This window comes from Cellulosimicrobium sp. PMB13, assembly GCF_051294865.1.
Lineage (GTDB): Bacteria > Actinomycetota > Actinomycetes > Actinomycetales > Cellulomonadaceae > Cellulosimicrobium.
Genome location: NZ_CP145910.1, coordinates 888,150 through 904,780 on the forward strand (window position 1 = coordinate 888,150; position 16,631 = coordinate 904,780).

Annotated in this window: 14 protein-coding genes and 1 riboswitch; of the genes, 10 read left to right on the forward strand and 4 right to left on the reverse strand. The window is 73.2% G+C overall.

Annotated features, from left to right (window positions below):
- Nucleotides 1–27: 27 nt before the first annotated feature.
- Nucleotides 28–2,418 (forward strand): MSCRAMM family protein, encoded by a 2,391-nt coding sequence (locus V5D56_RS04290; RefSeq protein ID WP_435737822.1) that lies wholly within the window; start codon nucleotides 28–30, stop codon nucleotides 2,416–2,418.
- Between the two features lie 87 nt (nucleotides 2,419–2,505).
- Entirely contained in the window at nucleotides 2,506–2,934 is a 429-nt protein-coding gene (locus tag V5D56_RS04295; protein ID WP_435737823.1) for a DUF1761 domain-containing protein, read from the forward strand.
- A 20-nt stretch (nucleotides 2,935–2,954) separates the two neighbouring features.
- Here the strand turns inward: V5D56_RS04295 and V5D56_RS04300 are convergent, their stop codons facing one another.
- Nucleotides 2,955–3,272 (reverse strand): CBU_0592 family membrane protein, encoded by a 318-nt coding sequence (locus V5D56_RS04300; RefSeq protein ID WP_435737824.1) that lies wholly within the window; start codon nucleotides 3,270–3,272, stop codon nucleotides 2,955–2,957.
- A 213-nt stretch (nucleotides 3,273–3,485) separates the two neighbouring features.
- On the opposite strand from V5D56_RS04300, the gene V5D56_RS04305 reads away from it, so the two are divergent.
- The 3 genes from V5D56_RS04305 to V5D56_RS04315 all read left to right on the forward strand — a co-directional run bounded on the left by V5D56_RS04305 (nucleotide 3,486) and on the right by V5D56_RS04315 (nucleotide 6,953).
- Nucleotides 3,486–4,406 carry a LysR family transcriptional regulator gene (locus V5D56_RS04305; RefSeq protein WP_435737825.1) on the forward strand — a complete coding sequence of 307 codons (921 nt, stop codon included), beginning with the start codon at nucleotides 3,486–3,488 and terminating at the stop codon, nucleotides 4,404–4,406.
- 132 nt (nucleotides 4,407–4,538) lie between these two features.
- Nucleotides 4,539–5,963 carry a lactate/malate family dehydrogenase gene (locus V5D56_RS04310; protein ID WP_435737826.1) on the forward strand — a complete coding sequence of 475 codons (1,425 nt, stop codon included), beginning with the start codon at nucleotides 4,539–4,541 and terminating at the stop codon, nucleotides 5,961–5,963.
- Nucleotides 5,964–6,071: 108 nt separating this feature from the next.
- Nucleotides 6,072–6,953 carry a formate/nitrite transporter family protein gene (locus V5D56_RS04315; protein WP_435737827.1) on the forward strand — a complete coding sequence of 294 codons (882 nt, stop codon included), beginning with the start codon at nucleotides 6,072–6,074 and terminating at the stop codon, nucleotides 6,951–6,953.
- A gap of 88 nt (nucleotides 6,954–7,041) precedes the next feature.
- Here the strand turns inward: V5D56_RS04315 and V5D56_RS04320 are convergent, their stop codons facing one another.
- Nucleotides 7,042–7,431 carry an SdpI family protein gene (locus V5D56_RS04320; RefSeq protein ID WP_435737828.1) on the reverse strand — a complete coding sequence of 130 codons (390 nt, stop codon included), beginning with the start codon at nucleotides 7,429–7,431 and terminating at the stop codon, nucleotides 7,042–7,044.
- A gap of 121 nt (nucleotides 7,432–7,552) precedes the next feature.
- A riboswitch (glycine riboswitch) is annotated at nucleotides 7,553–7,663 on the forward strand.
- Nucleotides 7,664–7,849: 186 nt separating this feature from the next.
- Between V5D56_RS04320 and gcvP the strand changes: the two genes are divergently transcribed.
- From gcvP to V5D56_RS04345, 5 genes are all read left to right on the forward strand, one after another.
- Nucleotides 7,850–10,792, forward strand: coding sequence for an aminomethyl-transferring glycine dehydrogenase (gcvP, locus tag V5D56_RS04325; RefSeq protein ID WP_435737829.1), 2,943 nt, complete (start codon nucleotides 7,850–7,852; stop codon nucleotides 10,790–10,792).
- A gap of 22 nt (nucleotides 10,793–10,814) precedes the next feature.
- On the forward strand, nucleotides 10,815–12,035 hold the full coding sequence (gene gcvT / locus V5D56_RS04330; RefSeq protein WP_435737830.1) for a glycine cleavage system aminomethyltransferase GcvT: 1,221 nt from the start codon (nucleotides 10,815–10,817) through the stop codon (nucleotides 12,033–12,035).
- A gap of 77 nt (nucleotides 12,036–12,112) precedes the next feature.
- On the forward strand, nucleotides 12,113–12,490 hold the full coding sequence (gcvH, locus tag V5D56_RS04335) for a glycine cleavage system protein GcvH (protein WP_435737831.1): 378 nt from the start codon (nucleotides 12,113–12,115) through the stop codon (nucleotides 12,488–12,490).
- 350 nt (nucleotides 12,491–12,840) lie between these two features.
- Entirely contained in the window at nucleotides 12,841–13,095 is a 255-nt protein-coding gene (locus V5D56_RS04340; RefSeq protein WP_251153023.1) for a helix-turn-helix domain-containing protein, read from the forward strand.
- A gap of 81 nt (nucleotides 13,096–13,176) precedes the next feature.
- Nucleotides 13,177–13,605 (forward strand): (deoxy)nucleoside triphosphate pyrophosphohydrolase, encoded by a 429-nt coding sequence (locus tag V5D56_RS04345; protein ID WP_435737832.1) that lies wholly within the window; start codon nucleotides 13,177–13,179, stop codon nucleotides 13,603–13,605.
- Here the strand turns inward: V5D56_RS04345 and V5D56_RS04350 are convergent.
- Nucleotides 13,574–14,161: an AAA family ATPase gene (locus V5D56_RS04350; protein ID WP_435737833.1), complete on the reverse strand. Its 588-nt coding sequence runs from the start codon at nucleotides 14,159–14,161 to the stop codon at nucleotides 13,574–13,576. The two genes, V5D56_RS04345 and V5D56_RS04350, sit on opposite strands and share 32 nt — an antisense overlap.
- A gap of 91 nt (nucleotides 14,162–14,252) precedes the next feature.
- A complete protein-coding gene (locus tag V5D56_RS04355) occupies nucleotides 14,253–16,421 on the reverse strand; it encodes a glycosyl hydrolase family 28-related protein (protein ID WP_435737834.1) in 2,169 nt (722 codons plus the stop codon).
- Nucleotides 16,422–16,631: the final 210 nt, after the last annotated feature.

The window sequence follows — 16,631 nt, forward strand, 5'->3', positions numbered from 1 at the left end:
GGGCAGGTGTCTCCTACCGTGTCTCGTGTGCATCACGTCACACGACCTCTTGCCGGGTGCGCCGCGCTCCTCCTCGTGCTGCTCGCGGCGCTCGTCCCCGCGACGTCGGCGAGCGCCGTCACCACGGCGGGCTGGGCGGACTGGCAGCCGCTCACCGGCGCGGCGGGCGCGTGGACCACGACGATGCAGCTCCCGGCCGGCGGCTTCCCGGCAGCGTCCGTGACGTCGGACTCCCGCGGCGGCCAGGTCGGAGTCCAGTCGGGCGCGAGCAGCTGGCTCAGCACCGCGACCCCGCCGGGCGCCGTGTTCGGGTCCAGCCAGGGGCAGGAGTACCTGAACCTGCGGCCGCGCGCGGACAACGCGACCTCGCCGTCCACCACGACCTACACGTTCGAGCGGCCCACGCCGGCCGGCGGATGGGCGTTCGTCCTCGGCGACATCGACGCGGACCGCGCCGTCGTGGTCGCGCGCGGCGAGGGCGGCCGGCTGCTCACGGGCGCGGAGCTCGGCTGGCAGGGCGGGTTCAACTACTGCGCGGTCTCGCCGGGGCCGTCGTGCACGGGCTCCGCGACGGACGTCGCGACGTGGGACCCGGTCACGGGCGAGGTGGCCGGCAACCTCGCCGGCACGGACACGTCGGGTGCGGCGGGCTGGTTCCGGCCCAGCGTCCCCGTCACCAGCCTGACGGTCTTCTTCTTCCAGCGATCGGGCTTCCCCGTCTACCAGACGTGGTTCGCCTCGCTCGCGCGCGACATCTCGGGAGTCGTCGACCTGGTCGACGCCGACGGCGCCCCCACGGGCTCCGTGGTCACGGGGGCCACCCTCACGCTCTTCGGCCCTGACGGCACAGCGCTCGCGACGACGACGTCCGCGGCCGACGGGACCTACTCGTTCCCGGGGTTCACCGCAGCGGGCGGGTACGCGGTCGAGCTGACCGCCCTGCCCGAGGCCGGCGGCGAGCACCCGTTCGGACTCGTCCCCTCCGGGTCCTCGACGGTCACGGACGTCGACCTCTCGGTGACCGACGCGACCGACGTCGACCTCGCGGCGCGCGTGATCCAGCCCATCGCGGTGAGCGGCACCGTCCTGTCCGACGACGGCACGCCCGTCCCGGGTGCCACCGTCACGCTGACGCCTGCTGGTGGGGGCCCGCCGCTGACGGCGGTCACGAACTCCCAGGGCGGCTACGTGATCGACGACGTGGCGTGGGACCTCGAGGCCGGTCAGCCGCTCGAGTACACGTTCGGGGTGACCGACCTCCCCGCAGGCTCCACGGTGACGACGACGCCGCCGGCCCTCACCGTCGACGTCGGCGAGGAGGCGCCCAGCACGGGCAACGACTTCGTCGTGCAGCCGCCGCCGTCGCTCTCGGGAACGGTCACTGCAGGCGGCGCGCCGGTCGCGGGCGCCGTCGTGACGATCACCGGACCGGGCGGGACGGTGACGGTCCCGACCGCCGCCGACGGCACCTACGTGGCCGACCTCCTCCCGCCCGGCGAGTACACGGTGAGCGTCGAGGTCCCGTTCGGCTTCACGGCCGACGGGCCCACGACGCGCACGGTGGCGGTCGCGGCGGAGGACGTCACGGACGTCGACTTCGCGCTCGCGCGGCCGGGCGCCGTCGGCGGCGTGGTCACCGACGACGCAGGAGACCCCGTACCTGGCGCCACCGTCACGGTCGACGGGCCGGCTGGTCCGGTCGAGCTCGTGACCGACGCCGACGGCGCGTACTTCCTCGGCGACCTCGCGCCGGGCGACTACGCGATCGTCCTCACGGTGCCCGACGGCTACACCGCGACGTCGACGGAACGGCAGGTGACGATCAGCGCGGCCGGTGAGAACCGTCTGGACCAGGACTTCGCGCTCGCGCAGGTGGTCCCGCCGGTGTCGGCCGGCGGGACGGTCGTCGACGGTGACGGCGCCCCTGTCCCCGGTGTGCAGGTCGACGTGCTCGACGCCGACGGCGTCGTGGTGGCGACCGCGACGACCGCGGACGACGGAACGTGGACCGCGGAGCTTCCCGCCGGGGCCTACGCGGCGCGCATCGTCCCGCCGGACGGCTACACGGTCGAGGGAGCGGGCGAGCTGCCGTTCGAGGTTGTCGACGCAGCCGTCACCGGGCTCGACTTCGTGCTCGCCGTCGACGGAGCGCTCCCGCCCGGGCCGACGGACCCGCCCGGGCAGCCCGGGCCGGGCGGTACACCGGGCGGCACACCGGGCGGCGGCACGTCCGGCACCGGCGGCGACGAGAGCGGGGGCCCGCTCGCGGCGACCGGAGCGACGACGTCGTCGTCCCTCGCGGCGGCGCTCGGACTGGTCGTGGTCGGCGGCGTGCTCGCAGCGACCGCCCGGCGACGCGCTCGCACGGTGCCAGCGGTGGCACCCGTAGCCGGGAGGCCGGCACGGTCCGACCGCTGACTGCGCGGGCCGTCACGCATCCCGCGCACCCCGCAGCCAGGGTCGATACGCTCCGACCCAGGGCGTCGACGGCGAGGGAGCGGTCCGATGGTTCCGGAGATCAGCTACTGGGCGGTGCTGGCCGCCACGGTGTCGAGCATGGTCGTGGGGTCGGTCTGGTACACGCCGAAGGTGTTCGGCACGTACTGGATGCGGGTCGCGAAGGTGGACCCGTCCGGGGAGGGCCGGGGCGCCGTCGTGCCGATCGTGGTGACCCTCGTCGTGAGCTTCGTGACCGCCTGGGTGCTCGCGGGCGCGACCTACCTGGCGTGGTCGTTCTACGGCGGCGGCTACCTCGGCAACGCGGTGCTGACGGCGCTCGTGCTCTGGGCAGGCTTCACGGCCGCGCGGTTCATCACGCACGACGCGTTCGAGGGGCGGCCGGTGGGGCTGACCGTCCTCAACTCCGCGCACGAGCTCGTGACGCTGCTGGTGATGGGCCTGCTCATCGGGCTCATCCCGCCGGCCGGCGTCTGAACACCGGGCCCGGACGGTCGTCACGCGGCGAGCTCGACCTCGTCGGGCACGGCGACCAGCTCGGCGGCAGGGCGGCGTCGGGCCCGGCGCGCGCGGACGAGGAGCACGACCGCCTGGATGCCGATGACGATCCACACGAGGTTCGCGAAGACGGACGGCCACACCCCGTTCGCCGCCGCGACGAGGCCCATGAGACCGGCCGCCGTGAGGTTGGTGAGCTGGAACGGCGCGGACGACGCGGCCCAGCGGCCGCGGGTGACCTGCGCATAGGCGACGACGCCGGCGGCGGCGCCGATCCAGCCGAGGAACATGACGAACGTGTCGAGGGTGATAGGCACAGCAGACTCCGGCGACGAGGAGGTGGGTGGAGGGGGTTCCGCGACGCTGCGGTGGCTGTGCGCTCCGGGCTCGTGGCTGGTGGCGCGGGTGGTGCGAAGCTCGGGCGCCGACCCGTAAGGAGGAGGAAACCGACCGGCGCCGTGCACCAGTGTGGGCGGGATTTTCGTTCAGCACAATCGAACGCTGCTAGACCCGCCGTTTAGTATTGCTACATGGCGACGGACCCACGCAGACTTGCCTTCCTCCTTGCCGTGCACCGGGGCGGAGGTGTGCTCGCGGCCGCGGATCTGTTAGGAGTCACCCCCTCTGCCGTCTCGCAGCAGATCCAGCGGCTCGAGGCCGAGGAGGGCGTCCTCGTGCTCGACCGCGGCCCGCGCGGCGTCACCCTCACACCGGCGGGACGCGTCCTCGCCGACGTCGCCGAGCGCATCGAGACCGAGCTCGTCGAGGCGCGCAAGGAGCTCGCCGCGCTGGGCGACGAGGTCGCGGGTCGTGTCGCCGTGGGGGCGTTCCAGTCCGCGATCCGCGCGGTCGTCGCCCCGGTCGCGGCACGGCTGGCCGAGACCTCGCCCGGGATCGACCTCGACGTGCAGGAGCGCGAGCCCGCCGAGGCGCTGCGCCTCCTGCGCGCCGGCGAGCTCGACGTCGTGCTCCTCGAGCGCGACTTCGAGGCCGCAGAAGCCCCCGCGCCCCGCGGCACGCACGAGGTCGTCCTGCTCGAGGAACCCTGGCGGCTCGTCGTCCCCGCCTCGATGCCCACCCCCGCCCGCCTCGACGACGTGCGCGACGCCGTCTGGCTCGGGCCGCAGCCCGACACCGCCGCGGCGCGCGCGCTGCGCCGGCTCTCCCAAGGCCTCGGCGGCACCCTGCGGACGCAGCACCTGTACTACGACTTCGACGTCGCGCTCTCGCTCGTCGCCGTCGGGCTCGGCGTCGCGATGCTCCCGGCGCTGGCGGTCGAGGGCGGTGCGTCCGACGAGGTGCCCGACGGCGTCACGGTCGTCGGCCTGCCGGGTCTCGGTTCGCGCCGGCTCGTCGCACGGCACCGCGCCACGCGGCACGAGCCGCGTCCGGTCGTCAGCGCGGTCCTCGACGAGATGGTCGACGCCGCGGCAGAGATCTCCTTCGCGTGACCTCGGACCACCGCGCCGAGATAGAGCCCTGGTGGCCGAGGTAGAGCCCTGGTGGCCGAGGTAGAGCCCTGGTCACCGACCAGGGCTCTATCTCGCGGACCACGGCTCTTCGTCGGGACGTACGCTGCCCGGGTGGACGTAGCGGTGATCGGTGCGACGGGGGACGTCGGGCGCCAGGTGTGCACGCAGCTCGTCGAGCGGCGCGTCCTGCCGTCGACGTCGCGGCTCCAGCTCGTCGGACGGCGCGACGGCGCCTCGGCCCGGGCGGTGCACGGGCTGCGGGCCGATCTCGTCGACGCCTACGACGAGCACGCGCCGCTGCTCGACGTCGCGCACTCCCCCGCCGACGTCGCGGCCGACGTGATCGTCGTCGCGGCGGGTCTCACGGCGCCGGCGCGTCCGGGCGCCGACCCGGACCGCCGCCTGCTCGCGGCGACCAACCTGGCCGTCGTCGCGGAGCACGCCGACGCGATCGCACGGCACGGGTCGGGTCACGAGGTCGTGCTCGTCGTGACGAACCCCGTCGAGCTCGGCGTCGCCGTGATGGCCGCTCGGCTCGGTCGCCACCGGGTGCTCGGGATGGGCGCGTGGCTCGACACGCTGCGGTTCCGCCGCGAGATCGCGGTCGAGCTCGGGGTACGACGCCACCGCGTGGGCGGATTCGTCGGCGGGCAGCACGGCGAGGACGCCGTGCCGCTGTGGTCGACGGTCCGGGTGAGCGGTCTGGACCTCGACGAGCGCCGTCGCGCCGTCGCGTCCCTGCGCCGGGGCCGCCCCCTCGACGTCCTGCCCGGCGAGATCGCCGCGGCGAAGCGCGAGCTCGCCGCGGTCGCAGCCCAGGACATCGGCGCGGCGTTCGACCTCATCGACACGTGGCCGGCCGACCTGCGGACGGTCACCCGGCCGTGGATGACGCACCAGTCCGGCGCCAAGACGCCCGCGGGGACGGCGAGCGCGACGGTCGACCTCGTCGAGACGCTCCTCGACGGGCGCGAGATCGTCGTCGCCGGCCAGGTGGCCCTCGACCGCGAGGTCTCGATCGGCGCCGCGGGCGAGCCGTTCCGGGGCGTCCTCGGCGTCCCCCTCGTGCTCGGGCCGGAGGGCTGGACGCGCGTCCTCCTCGACCCCCTGCCCGACGACGAGGCGCGGCGCCTCGCGGAGGCGGCGGACGGCGTCGGGCAGATGCTCGCGGCGGTCACCGGCCCGGCAGGACGGGGCGAGCGGGCCGAGCCCGTGCAGGCCGCACCGCGCCCCGCGGGCGCCGCGGACGCCGTGGGCGAGGAGGTCGACTGGGTCGCGACCGTGCACGGTGACGACCGGCCCGGGACGCTCACCGCGCTGACCGGCGTCTTCTCGACGCGCGGCGTGAGCTTCGACTCGCTCGCCACGCGTCCGGCCGACGACGGCGGCCGGGTCGGCCGCATCGACGTCACCTTCAGCGCGACGGAGCGCCGCACGCGCGCGCTCGAGCGGGCGGTGGGCCGGCTGGCCACGGTGCGGTCCGTCGTCGTGCGGAGATCTCACAGCACGCCGACCGTCGGTGAGCGAAGACCGTAACGAGACCGCGCGGACGGAGACACGCCCGGGAAACGCCCCGCGCCTAGCGTCGGGAGCGCCGCACGACGCGGCAGGCCACCGCCGACCTCTCCCCCGGAGCCGTGCCCCATGTCCTACGTCAAGCCCGCCGAGCTCGTTCCGATCCTCGTCGATGCCGGCGCGAACAAGGTCCTCCTGTCCACGCGCGACACGCTGATCCGCTCCACGATGGGGGGCGCGATCCTCGCGATCGCTGCCGCGTTCGCCGTGACCGTGACCGTGACGACGGGTCATGCGATCCTCGGCGCGGTCCTCTTCCCCGTCGGCTTCATCATGCTGTACCTGCTCGGGTACGACCTGCTCACGGGCATGTTCGTGCTCGGCCCGCTCGCGTGGCTCGACAAGCGGCCGGGCGTCACGCTGCGCGGCGTCCTGCGGAACTGGGGACTGGTCTTCGTCGGCAACTTCCTCGGGGCGTTCGCGGTCGCGGTGATGATGGCGATCGTCGTGACGTACGGGTTCGACACGCCGCCGAACGAGGTGGGTCAGGCCATCGGGCACATCGGCGAGGGGCGGACGGTCGGGTACGCGGAGCACGGGGCGTCCGGCATGCTCACCCTGTTCGTGCGCGGCATGCTGTGCAACTGGATGGTCTCGATGGGGGTCATCGGCGCGATGATCGCCAAGGACGTCCCGGGCAAGGCGATCGCCATGTGGATGCCCGTCATGCTCTTCTTCTTCATGGCGTTCGAGCACTCGATCGTCAACATGTTCCTCTTCCCGTCCGGCCTGCTGCTCGGCGGCGAGTTCACGATCATGGACTACCTGGTCTGGAACGAGATCCCCACGGTCGTGGGAAACCTCGTGGGCGGCCTCCTCCTGACGGGACTCCCCCTCTACTTCACCCACGGCCGGCAGAAGGCGCGTCGCGACGCCGACGCTGATGCCGCGCCGGTCGCACCGGTCGCGGAGCCGACGGCGCAGCGCGAGCTGGTCTCCGAGCCCGCCTGACGGGCCGGGACGCCGTGTCCGGGATCGACCGGGCGCGGCGTCGTGCCGCACGGGTGGACCGGTCACGCCGCGCGGGTGGAGCGGGGCGTCAGCGGGTCCGCGTCCCGCCGCGCCGCGTCGGGGCCGTGGTGGCCCGCACCGCACGGGTCCCGACGACGGCCCCCGCGATCGTGAGCCCGAGGGTCACCGTGGTCGCGACGAGGGTGACGGCGAGCTCGATCTCGTCACCGTCGACGAGGAAGAGCACCGGCGCTGCCGCGACCAGCACCCAGCCGGCCGCCTCGCTGAGCGGGCGGGCGGCACGGTGCGCCGTCTGCCACGCCTCGTCGCTCGCGAGGGTCGTGGCCGTGCGGATCCCGGCGACCTGGTTGCGCCCGACGCGTCCGCTCGCCGTCGCGCGGGCGCACCAGACGAGCAGGATCCCTGCTCCGGCGAGGACGAGCAGGAGGACGACGTCGAGGATCGTGTCGGAGGACATGGCGACCACCCTGCCAGACCCGCGACGGTCGGCGAGGGGCCGCTGCCGGTACGATGGGCCCACAACTTCATGCTTCAGCGGTGGCCGTGCCCGTCGTCGACGGGCGGGCCACCGTGCCGCCCGAACCACGACGGGAGAGCCCGGCGCCACGGTCCACGCGACCACGGCTCCGGCGCCGAAGGAGCAAGTTCCTCCCCGGGAATCTCTCAGGCCCACGTACCGTCGCGGCGAGGCAACTCTGGAAAGCGGCCGCACGCCGTCGGGACCCCGGCGCCGCGCGGCCCACCGACGGTGCAAGCCGGCGCGCCCCGGCCCTCGTGAGGGCATGGCGGACCGGCAAAACTCTCAGGTCGACGCGTGCGTCCGATGACAGAGCGGGGAGGGACCCCTCGTCGTCCCCCGCCACCGGAGGTCCCTCGTGACCCAGCAGTCGTTCGACCCCAGCTCGCGGCACAACGCTGCGACCGGCGCGTTCGCGCCCCGCCACCTCGGTCCCCGAGGCCGCGAGGTGCAGACGATGCTCGACCAGCTCGGGTACGCGTCGCTCGACGCGCTCGTCGACGCCGCGGTGCCCGCCTCCATCCGGGCCGAGCGGCCTCTCGACCTCCCGGCGGCGCGCACCGAGACCGAGGTGCTCGACCACCTGCGCGAGCTCGCGGGGAAGAACGTCGTCAAGACGCAGATGATCGGGCTCGGCTACTACGGCACGACCACTCCCCCGGTGATCCGCCGCAACGTGCTCGAGTCCCCCGCCTGGTACACGGCGTACACGCCGTACCAGCCGGAGATCTCGCAGGGCCGCCTCGAGGCGCTCCTCAACTTCCAGCAGGTCGTCGAGGACCTCACGGGTCTGGACGTCGCCAACGCGTCGCTGCTCGACGAGGCCACCGCCGTCGCGGAGGCCGTGGCGCTCATGTGGCGGGCGTCGCGCGCGAAGACCGGGTACGTGGTGGTCGACGCGGACCTCTTCCCCCAGACGCTCGCCGTCACCCTCGGCCGTGCCGGGGCGATCGGCCTGCCGGTCGTGGTCGCGGACCTGTCGGGCGGCCTCGAGGCGGGGCTCTCGGCAGCGCGCGCCGCCGGAGGCTTCCCCGCGGACCTGCCCGACGACGCGGCGCTGGTCGGCGTGGTCGTGCAGCAGTCCGGTGCGTCCGGGCGGGTCGTGGACTGGAGGCCCGTCGTCGCGGAGGCGAAGGAGCGCGGCGCGCTCGTCACGGTCGCGACCGACCTGCTCGCACTGACGCTGCTCGTCTCCCCCGGCGAGCTCGGTGCCGACGTGTCCGTGGGCTCGGCTCAGCGCTTCGGCGTCCCGCTCTTCTACGGCGGCCCGCACGCCGCCTTCATGGCCGTCCGCAAGGGCCTCGAGCGGTCCCTGCCCGGCCGACTGGTGGGCGTCTCGATCGACGCCGACGGCGACACGGCCTTCCGTCTCGCCCTCCAGACGCGCGAGCAGCACATCCGCCGGGAGAAGGCGACGAGCAACATCTGCACCGCGCAGGCGCTGCTCGCCATCGTCGCGTCGATGTACGCCGTCTACCACGGGCCTGACGGCCTGCGCGCGATCGCCGAGCGGACCCACGGCCACGCCGCCTCGCTGGCGGACTCCCTGCGCGCCGGCGGCGTCACGGTCGAGCACGACGTCTTCTTCGACACCGTCCGCACGGTCGTCCCGGGCCGCGCGGCCCAGATCGTCCAGGCCGCGAGCGACGCAGGCATCAACCTGTACAACCCCGACGCCGATCACGTACAGATCGCCTGCGACGAGACCACCACCCCCGCCGTCATCGCGGCCGTGCTGGCGGCGTTCGGGGTCGGGGCCGCATCCCCCGCCGGAGCCGGCCTGATCACACTCCCGGCGTGGGCGGCGCGGACGACGGAGTACCTGCAGCACCCCATCTTCCACCTCCACCGCTCCGAGACCTCGATGCTGCGCTACCTGCGGCGTCTTGCGGACAAGGACCTGGCGCTGGACCGCACGATGATCCCGCTGGGCTCGTGCACGATGAAGCTCAACGCGACCGCGGAGATGGAGGCGATCTCCTGGCCGGGGTTCGCGGACCTGCACCCGTTCGTACCCGCTGACCAGGCGAAGGGCTACGAGGAGCTCATCGGCGGGCTCGAGGCGGCGCTGGCGGAGATCACGGGCTACGCGGGGGTGTCGGTCCAGCCGAACGCGGGGTCGCAGGGCGAGTTCGCCGGCCTCCTGGCGATCCGCGAGTACCACGTGTCGCGGGGCGACACGGAGCGGGACGTGTGCCTGATCCCCGCTTCGGCGCACGGGACGAACGCGGCGTCGGCGGCCCTCGCCGGGATGACGGTCGAGGTCGTCGCGACGGCTGCCGACGGCGAGATCCTGCTCGACGACCTGCGTGCCAAGCTGGCGGACCACGGCCCGCGCGTCGCGGCGATCATGATCACGTACCCGTCGACGCACGGGGTGTACGAGGAGCACGTGCGCGAGGTCTGCGATCTCGTACACGAGGCTGGCGGCCAGGTGTACATCGACGGCGCGAACCTCAACGCGCTCGTCGGGCTCGCGCGCCCGGGCGAGTTCGGGGGCGACGTGTCGCACCTGAACCTCCACAAGACGTTCTGCATCCCGCACGGCGGCGGAGGCCCGGGCGTCGGGCCGGTCGCGGTCGCGGAGCACCTCGTGCCGTTCCTCCCGGGCGACCCGCTGGCGGCGGCGAGGGCCGACCGCGAGGCGGCCGCGCCGTCGGGCACCCCGGTGTCCGCGACGCGCTACGGCTCGGCGGGAATCCTGCCGATCTCCTACGCGTACATCGCCCTCATGGGTCCGGACGGGCTCACCGAGGCGACGAAGACCGCCGTCCTCACCGCCAACTACGTCGCGAGCCGGCTCACCGACCACTTCCCGGTCCTCTACACGGGACCGAACGGGCTCGTCGCGCACGAGTGCATCCTGGACGTCCGGGGGATCACCTCCGAGACGGGCGTGACCGCCGAGGACGTGGCGAAGCGCCTCATGGACTACGGGTTCCACGCGCCGACGCTCTCGTTCCCCGTGGCGGGGACGCTCATGGTCGAGCCGACGGAGAGCGAGGACCTCGCCGAGCTCGACCGGTTCGTCGACGCGCTCGTCGCGATCCGCGGCGAGATCGACGCCGTGGCCTCGGGTCGCTGGTCGGTCGAGGAGTCGCCGCTGCGCGGTGCGCCGCACACGGCCGCGGCCCTCACCGCGGACACGTGGGACAAGCCGTACTCGCGCGAGCTCGCCGCGTACCCGGTCGCGAGCCTGCGCGGCGGCAAGTACTGGCCGCCGGTACGCCGCATCGACGGCCCGCGCGGCGACCGCAACCTCGTGTGCTCGTGCCCGCCCCTCGACGCCTACGCGCACTGACGCGACCAGGAAGGATCACACGATGACGGAGCAGTCGACCGAGCAGGTAGCCGCGGGGGAGCCGGACCGGTTCAGCCCCCTGCACGACGAGCACGTCGCTCTCGGGGCGAGCCTCACGAGCTTCGGCGGGTGGCAGATGCCGCTGCGCTACACGTCCGACCTCGCCGAGCACCGTGCGGTGCGCGAGGCCGCCGGGCTGTTCGACCTGTCGCACATGGGCGAGATCGAGGTCGTCGGGCCGCAGGCCGCGGCGGCGCTCGAACACGCGCTCGTCGGAGACCTCAGTGCGGTCGCCACCGGCCGGGCGAGGTACACGATGATCTGCGCCGAGGACGGCTCGGTGCTCGACGACCTCGTCGTGTACCGGCTCGACGCGGAGCGCTTCCTCGTGGTCGCGAACGCCGGCAACGCGCCGCTCGTCGCGCGCGAGCTCGTGGCGCGGGCCGCAGGCTTCGACGCGGTCGTGACGGACCGGGGGAGCGAGACGGCGCTCGTCGCGGTGCAGGGTCCGCAGGCCGAGGACATCGTCGCCGGACTCGTGGACGCCGACGCTGTCCCCGCAGGTCAGGACGATCCTGTACAGACGGTCCGCACGATGAAGTACTACGCCGCGGCGCCCGTCGCGCTCGCGGTGGAGGACGGCCGTCTCGACGCGCTCGTCGCACGGACCGGATACACCGGTGAGGACGGCTTCGAGCTCTTCGTGCCGGCGGACCGGGCCGCAGCCCTCTGGCGCACGCTCCTCGCCGCCGGCGCGCCGCACGGCCTCGTGCCCGCGGGGCTGTCCGCGCGCGACTCGCTGCGGCTCGAGGCCGGGATGCCGCTGTACGGGCACGAGCTCGACACGACGACCACTCCGTACGAGGCGGGCCTCGGCCGGGTCGTGAAGCTGGACAAGACGGCCCCGGACGGCTCGCCGCTCCCGTTCGTCGGTCGCGAGGCCCTGGCCGCGCGCAAGGTGTCGCCGCCCGCCCGCGTGCTCGTCGGCCTCAAGGGGCTGGGCCGTCGCCCTGCTCGCGCGGGGTACGCCGTCCTGCTGCCTGAGGCCGGGGGAGAGCCGCGCCGGATCGGCACCGTCACGTCGGGGGGGCCCTCGCCCACGCTCGGGCACCCGATCGCCATGGCGTACGTGAGCCCCGAGCTCGCGGCGGAGGGCACCGAGCTCGCGGTCGACGTCCGCGGTCGCGGCGAGCCCGTGGTGGTCGTGCCCCTGCCGTTCTACCGTCGTCCTCAGCAGTCCTGAACGTCCGCGGCGGCAGCCGCACCGACCGACCTCGATCTGCGCCACCCTGTGCGCACGTCCGCCCGAAGGAGCCCACCATGACCGACGCCCAGTTCCCGTCCCACCTGCAGTACACCGCCGAGCACGAGTGGATCGACGGGTCGGACCCGGCGGTCGTGGGCATCACCTCGACGGCCGCCGAGGCGCTCGGGGACATCGTCTACCTCGAGCTCCCCGAGGTGGGCGCCGAGGTCACCGCGGGCAGCGTCGTGGGTGAGGTCGAGTCCACCAAGTCCGTGTCGGAGCTCTTCTCGCCCGTGTCGGGGACCGTCGTCGAGGTGAACCAGGCAGCGATCGACGACCCGGCCGTCGTCAACTCCGACCCGTACACCGAGGGCTGGCTGTTCAAGGTCGACGTCACCTCGACGGGCGACCTGCTGTCGGCGGCGGACTACGCGGGTCTCGTCGCGGGCTGACCCGGACGCGACCGGAAGGCGGCCACGGGCGCCGGCCTCGGCGTGTCGGCGCGCGCGGGGCCGGTGTCCGGGATGACCGGTTCGTTCCGGTGAATGTGACCTAGATCACAGTCGTGCCCGGTGCGGTGGGCCCCCGCCGAAGTCCTCCGTCGGCAGGCGTGTCCACGACCGAAAGGTGCTGTGACGTGCAAGGACGCTCGTCGCCAGTCGCCCTGAGGCCCATTCTCCGAAGATCCTGGAAGTCCGGGCGAAAAGTCGCGTCATGAACGGGACCTTGGTCCATCTCTTCCAGTAGCACCACACCGGATCCGTCAGGGGTGTGACGTGACCGGAAAGATCTGGAGGAGAACATGAGCACCATCGAGCTGGTCCGCCCGTCGGCGTTCCCGCTGGCCGCGTCGCCGCAGCCGATCGCCCCGTTGACCCGCCGTGAGCGCGTCGTCCTGTCGAACCTGTCCGAGGACGTGACCCTCGAGCAGATCGCCACCAAGCTCTTCGTGACCCGCAACACGGTCAAGTCGCAGGTGCGCAGCCTCTACCGCAAGCTCGGCGTCTCGACGCGTGCGGAGGCCGTGGCCTGGGCCCGCGCCGCCGGCCTGCGCTGAGGCGAAGGTCGTCCGTCACAGCGAGGTCGTCCGTCACGTGCGTGCCACCGGCACGACACGCCGACGTGCGACACTCCGCCTATGACACTGCGCAGACTCGTCGTGGCGGCGGCGATCGTCGACGACCTCGCCGCGCCGCGCCTGCTGCTCGCCGCACGCCGGTCCCGCCCGACGCATCTCGCGGGACGGTGGGAGTTCCCCGGCGGCAAGGTCGACCCGGGGGAGACGCCCGAGGAGGCGCTGCACCGTGAGCTCCGCGAGGAGCTCGGCGTCCGTGTGGAGCTCGGTGACGAGGTCGCCGGGCCGGAGCACGGGACCTGGGTCATCACCGACCGCCACGTGATGCGGCTGTGGTTCGCGCGCGTCGTCGACGGCGATCCTCAGCCGCTCGTCGAGCACGACGAGCTCGCGTGGCTCGAGCCGGGGGAGTGGCACGCCGTGGACTGGCTCGACGGCGACGTGCCGATCGTCGAGGAGCTCACGCGTCAGGTCGCGTCGGAAGCCGTCTGACCCACCTGTCGACCTCTCGACGTGACCGCAGCCTGACGAGCGCGACGTCCGGCGCCTCTGCTGCGAGCCGGTCCGACAGGTCGCGGTACTTGTGCCGCGTGACCCAGGCCCAGCGGATGATGTTCTCCTCCGGCGGCTGGAAGACGGACCGCCAGACGGGCGGCTCCGTGTTGCCGTTCCACAGCACCTCGCGCCGGACCGAGCGCCGCACCGTCCGCCCGACCACCTGGCGCATGGTCACGCGCGTCGGCAGGTCCAGCCAGACGAGGAGCTCGACCCGGGCGAGGATCAGCGGGCGCGCGGCGGAGAACTGCCACTCGACGACGAACGCGTCCTGCGCGAGCAGCGCCCGGACGTCGTCGAGGAACTCCGGCCGGGGCACCCACCCCGGTCCGTGGTGCAGGCCGTCGATGTCGGTGTGCGGCACGCCGAGCCGCTGGGCGATCCGGCCCGCGAGCGTCGTCTTGCCCGACCCGGACACCCCGGCCACGGTGATCCGGCGCGGCGTGTGGCCGAGGTGCGCGACGACGTCGTCGTCCGGTCCGAGAAGTAGCACCCGGGGAAACTACCCCACCCGCTGAGTGCTGGATCTTTGTCGTCACGGGGCGTCCCGGACGACAAATACCCAGCACTCAACGGCTGGCCGGTCAGCCGAGCGGCTGGACCCAGGGCGACGGCGCCGGGGGAGCGACGACCGGGGGGCGGTCGGTGCACGACGGAGCGCTCGGCACGAAGCGCCCGAGCCAGTTCACGGTCCCGGGCTCCCACGGGCTGAGCGACGTGCCGTCGTTGCCGCCGAGGTCGGTGAGCGTGAACTCGGTGTCGCCCGCCGGGAAGTTGAACGACCCGCAGTTGTTCACGCCGGCCCAGCCGACGTTGCGCGCGTCGACGTTCTCGAACGACGCGCCGCCCCGGACGCGCGCGCTGACCACGGACGTCCCCGTCCCGTCCACGCGCACGTCCCGGAACGCGACGCCCTCGATCGAGACCTGGTCCTTCACGCCCCAGTCCGACACGAGCATGATCGCGTTGTAGGTGCTGTCGAGGTAGTGGTCGCCGGTCACGCGGACGTCGGCGTCGATGTCGCCGTCGAGCGCGTAGAACCAGATCGCGCCGAGCCCGATGTTCCAGTTGAGCTCGTACGTCCCCGCGCGCACGGCGGTGTTGTCGGTGATCTCGAGCGTCCCCGTGAACGGTTCTGCGCCGAAACGCGACCCGACGTGCAGCCCGCTGCCCTCGCGCACCGGATCGGCGACGAGGTTCGCCCGCACCACGTTGTCCGTGCCGCCGTAGACCGCGATCCCGTTGGCGAGGGTGTTCGACTGGACCGTGTTGTTCTCGAACACGTTGCCCGTGTTCGACAGCCTCTCCGACCACATCGCGAGCCCGTCGTCGCCGGTGTTCCGCACGAAGTTGCCCCGCACGACGGAGTCGGTCACGCCGCCGTGGAAGTTCAGCGCGTCGGCGATCTGGTCAACGACCACGTTGTCCTCGACGACGAGGTTCTCCATCGGGCCGTCGAACCACAGCCCGACCTTCGTGTGCTGGAGGTACAGACCCGAGACCGACGAGTCGCTCAGCGCGCCCCCGACGCCGTTGACCTGGTCGGTGTCGATGCGCTCGCGCACGTCGCCGACGATCGCGAAGTCGCGCAGGTGCACGTCGCGGCTGCCGCCCTCGTGCGCGTACCTGCCGTAGAAGCCGACGCCCGTGTGCACCGACCCGTCCTCCGCGGGCTCGTCCAGCGCGACCTCGCTGCCGCGGAAGATCGTGTACCAGCTGCCGGCGCCCTGGATCGTCACGTCGTCCACGACCACGTGCCGGTTCACCTGGTAGACGCCCGGCGGCACGTAGACCTCGAGGTTCTTCCGCTGCGCGTACGCGATCGCACGGTCGAGGGCATCGGCGGAGTCCTTGCGGCCCGTGGGGTCGGCGCCGAAGAGCAGCGCGTTGGCGGCGCGGAGGCGGATCGTCGGGGGAGCGACCTTCTCCGAGTCGAGCAGGTCGATCACGGTCCAGGCGGCGTCGCTGCCCGCGGGCATGGTCAGGCGCACCGTGTCGCCCGCCTTCGCCGTTCGGCCGAGCAGCAGGCGCTGCTCGTCGTAGAACTTCATGGGCCGGAACGGCGTGCCGAACGTCGGGACGGGAGTCGTCTGCGACGGCACGCACGCGCACTCCGTGACCCACCAGTCGGGCTGGAGGAGCCCGGCCGTCGGGTCGTTCGTGAAGGGGTACTGGTTGTACAGGTACGAGTACTCGGACGTGAGCGTCATCCGCCGGTCGACCCCGACCTTCTTCCCCTGGCGCAGCACCGAGACGTCGAGCGGCGCACGGATCCCCCCGCCCTCCGGTGCGTCCGGGAGCGCGTAGCGCACCGTGATCCCGTTCGCGGCGGCCGGGAGCGTGAAGTCGACGTGCTGCCCCGCGGTGAGGCGGACCGCCGACCGCCCGGACGCCTCCGCCTCGATCGTGTAGGCGTCGCGGCCCGGGCCGATCACCGTGCCGGTCGTCACGGCGTTCTCCGCCTCCTGCTCGATGAACGGCACGTCCGCGCCGCGACCCTCGACGAGCGCGGGGTCGACGGCGGCGCGCGTCACCGGGGTCGGCGTCGGCGGCGCGGGGCGCCCGTGGGCGAACGCCGACGACGCGGTGCCGGCGACGAGCGTGAGCGCGACGGCCGCCGCGGTCGCCGTCGTCGCGACGTGGCCGCGTCGTGCACGAGCCGTGCGTGCGGCGGGATCCCAGCGTGCCGCGCGAGGGGTGGGTCCTGCGCGGCGAGAGGGTGCGTTGCCAGGGTGGAAGAAGCTGCGAATCATCGTCGATCCGTCTCTCTCGGGAGGCGTGCGCCTCCGTGCTGCCCGCGGGCGTGCTGGCCCGCCGGTCGGCACGTGGTCGCACCACCGCGCACCGTCGTCGACCAGACCCTAGGCCGGTCGGGACGCCCCGCACAAGAGGGTCTGTACCGATATTTCAGCAGTAGCGTGCATTTCTTGCGTCGATGAGCGAGGAATGTGACGTGACCGGAC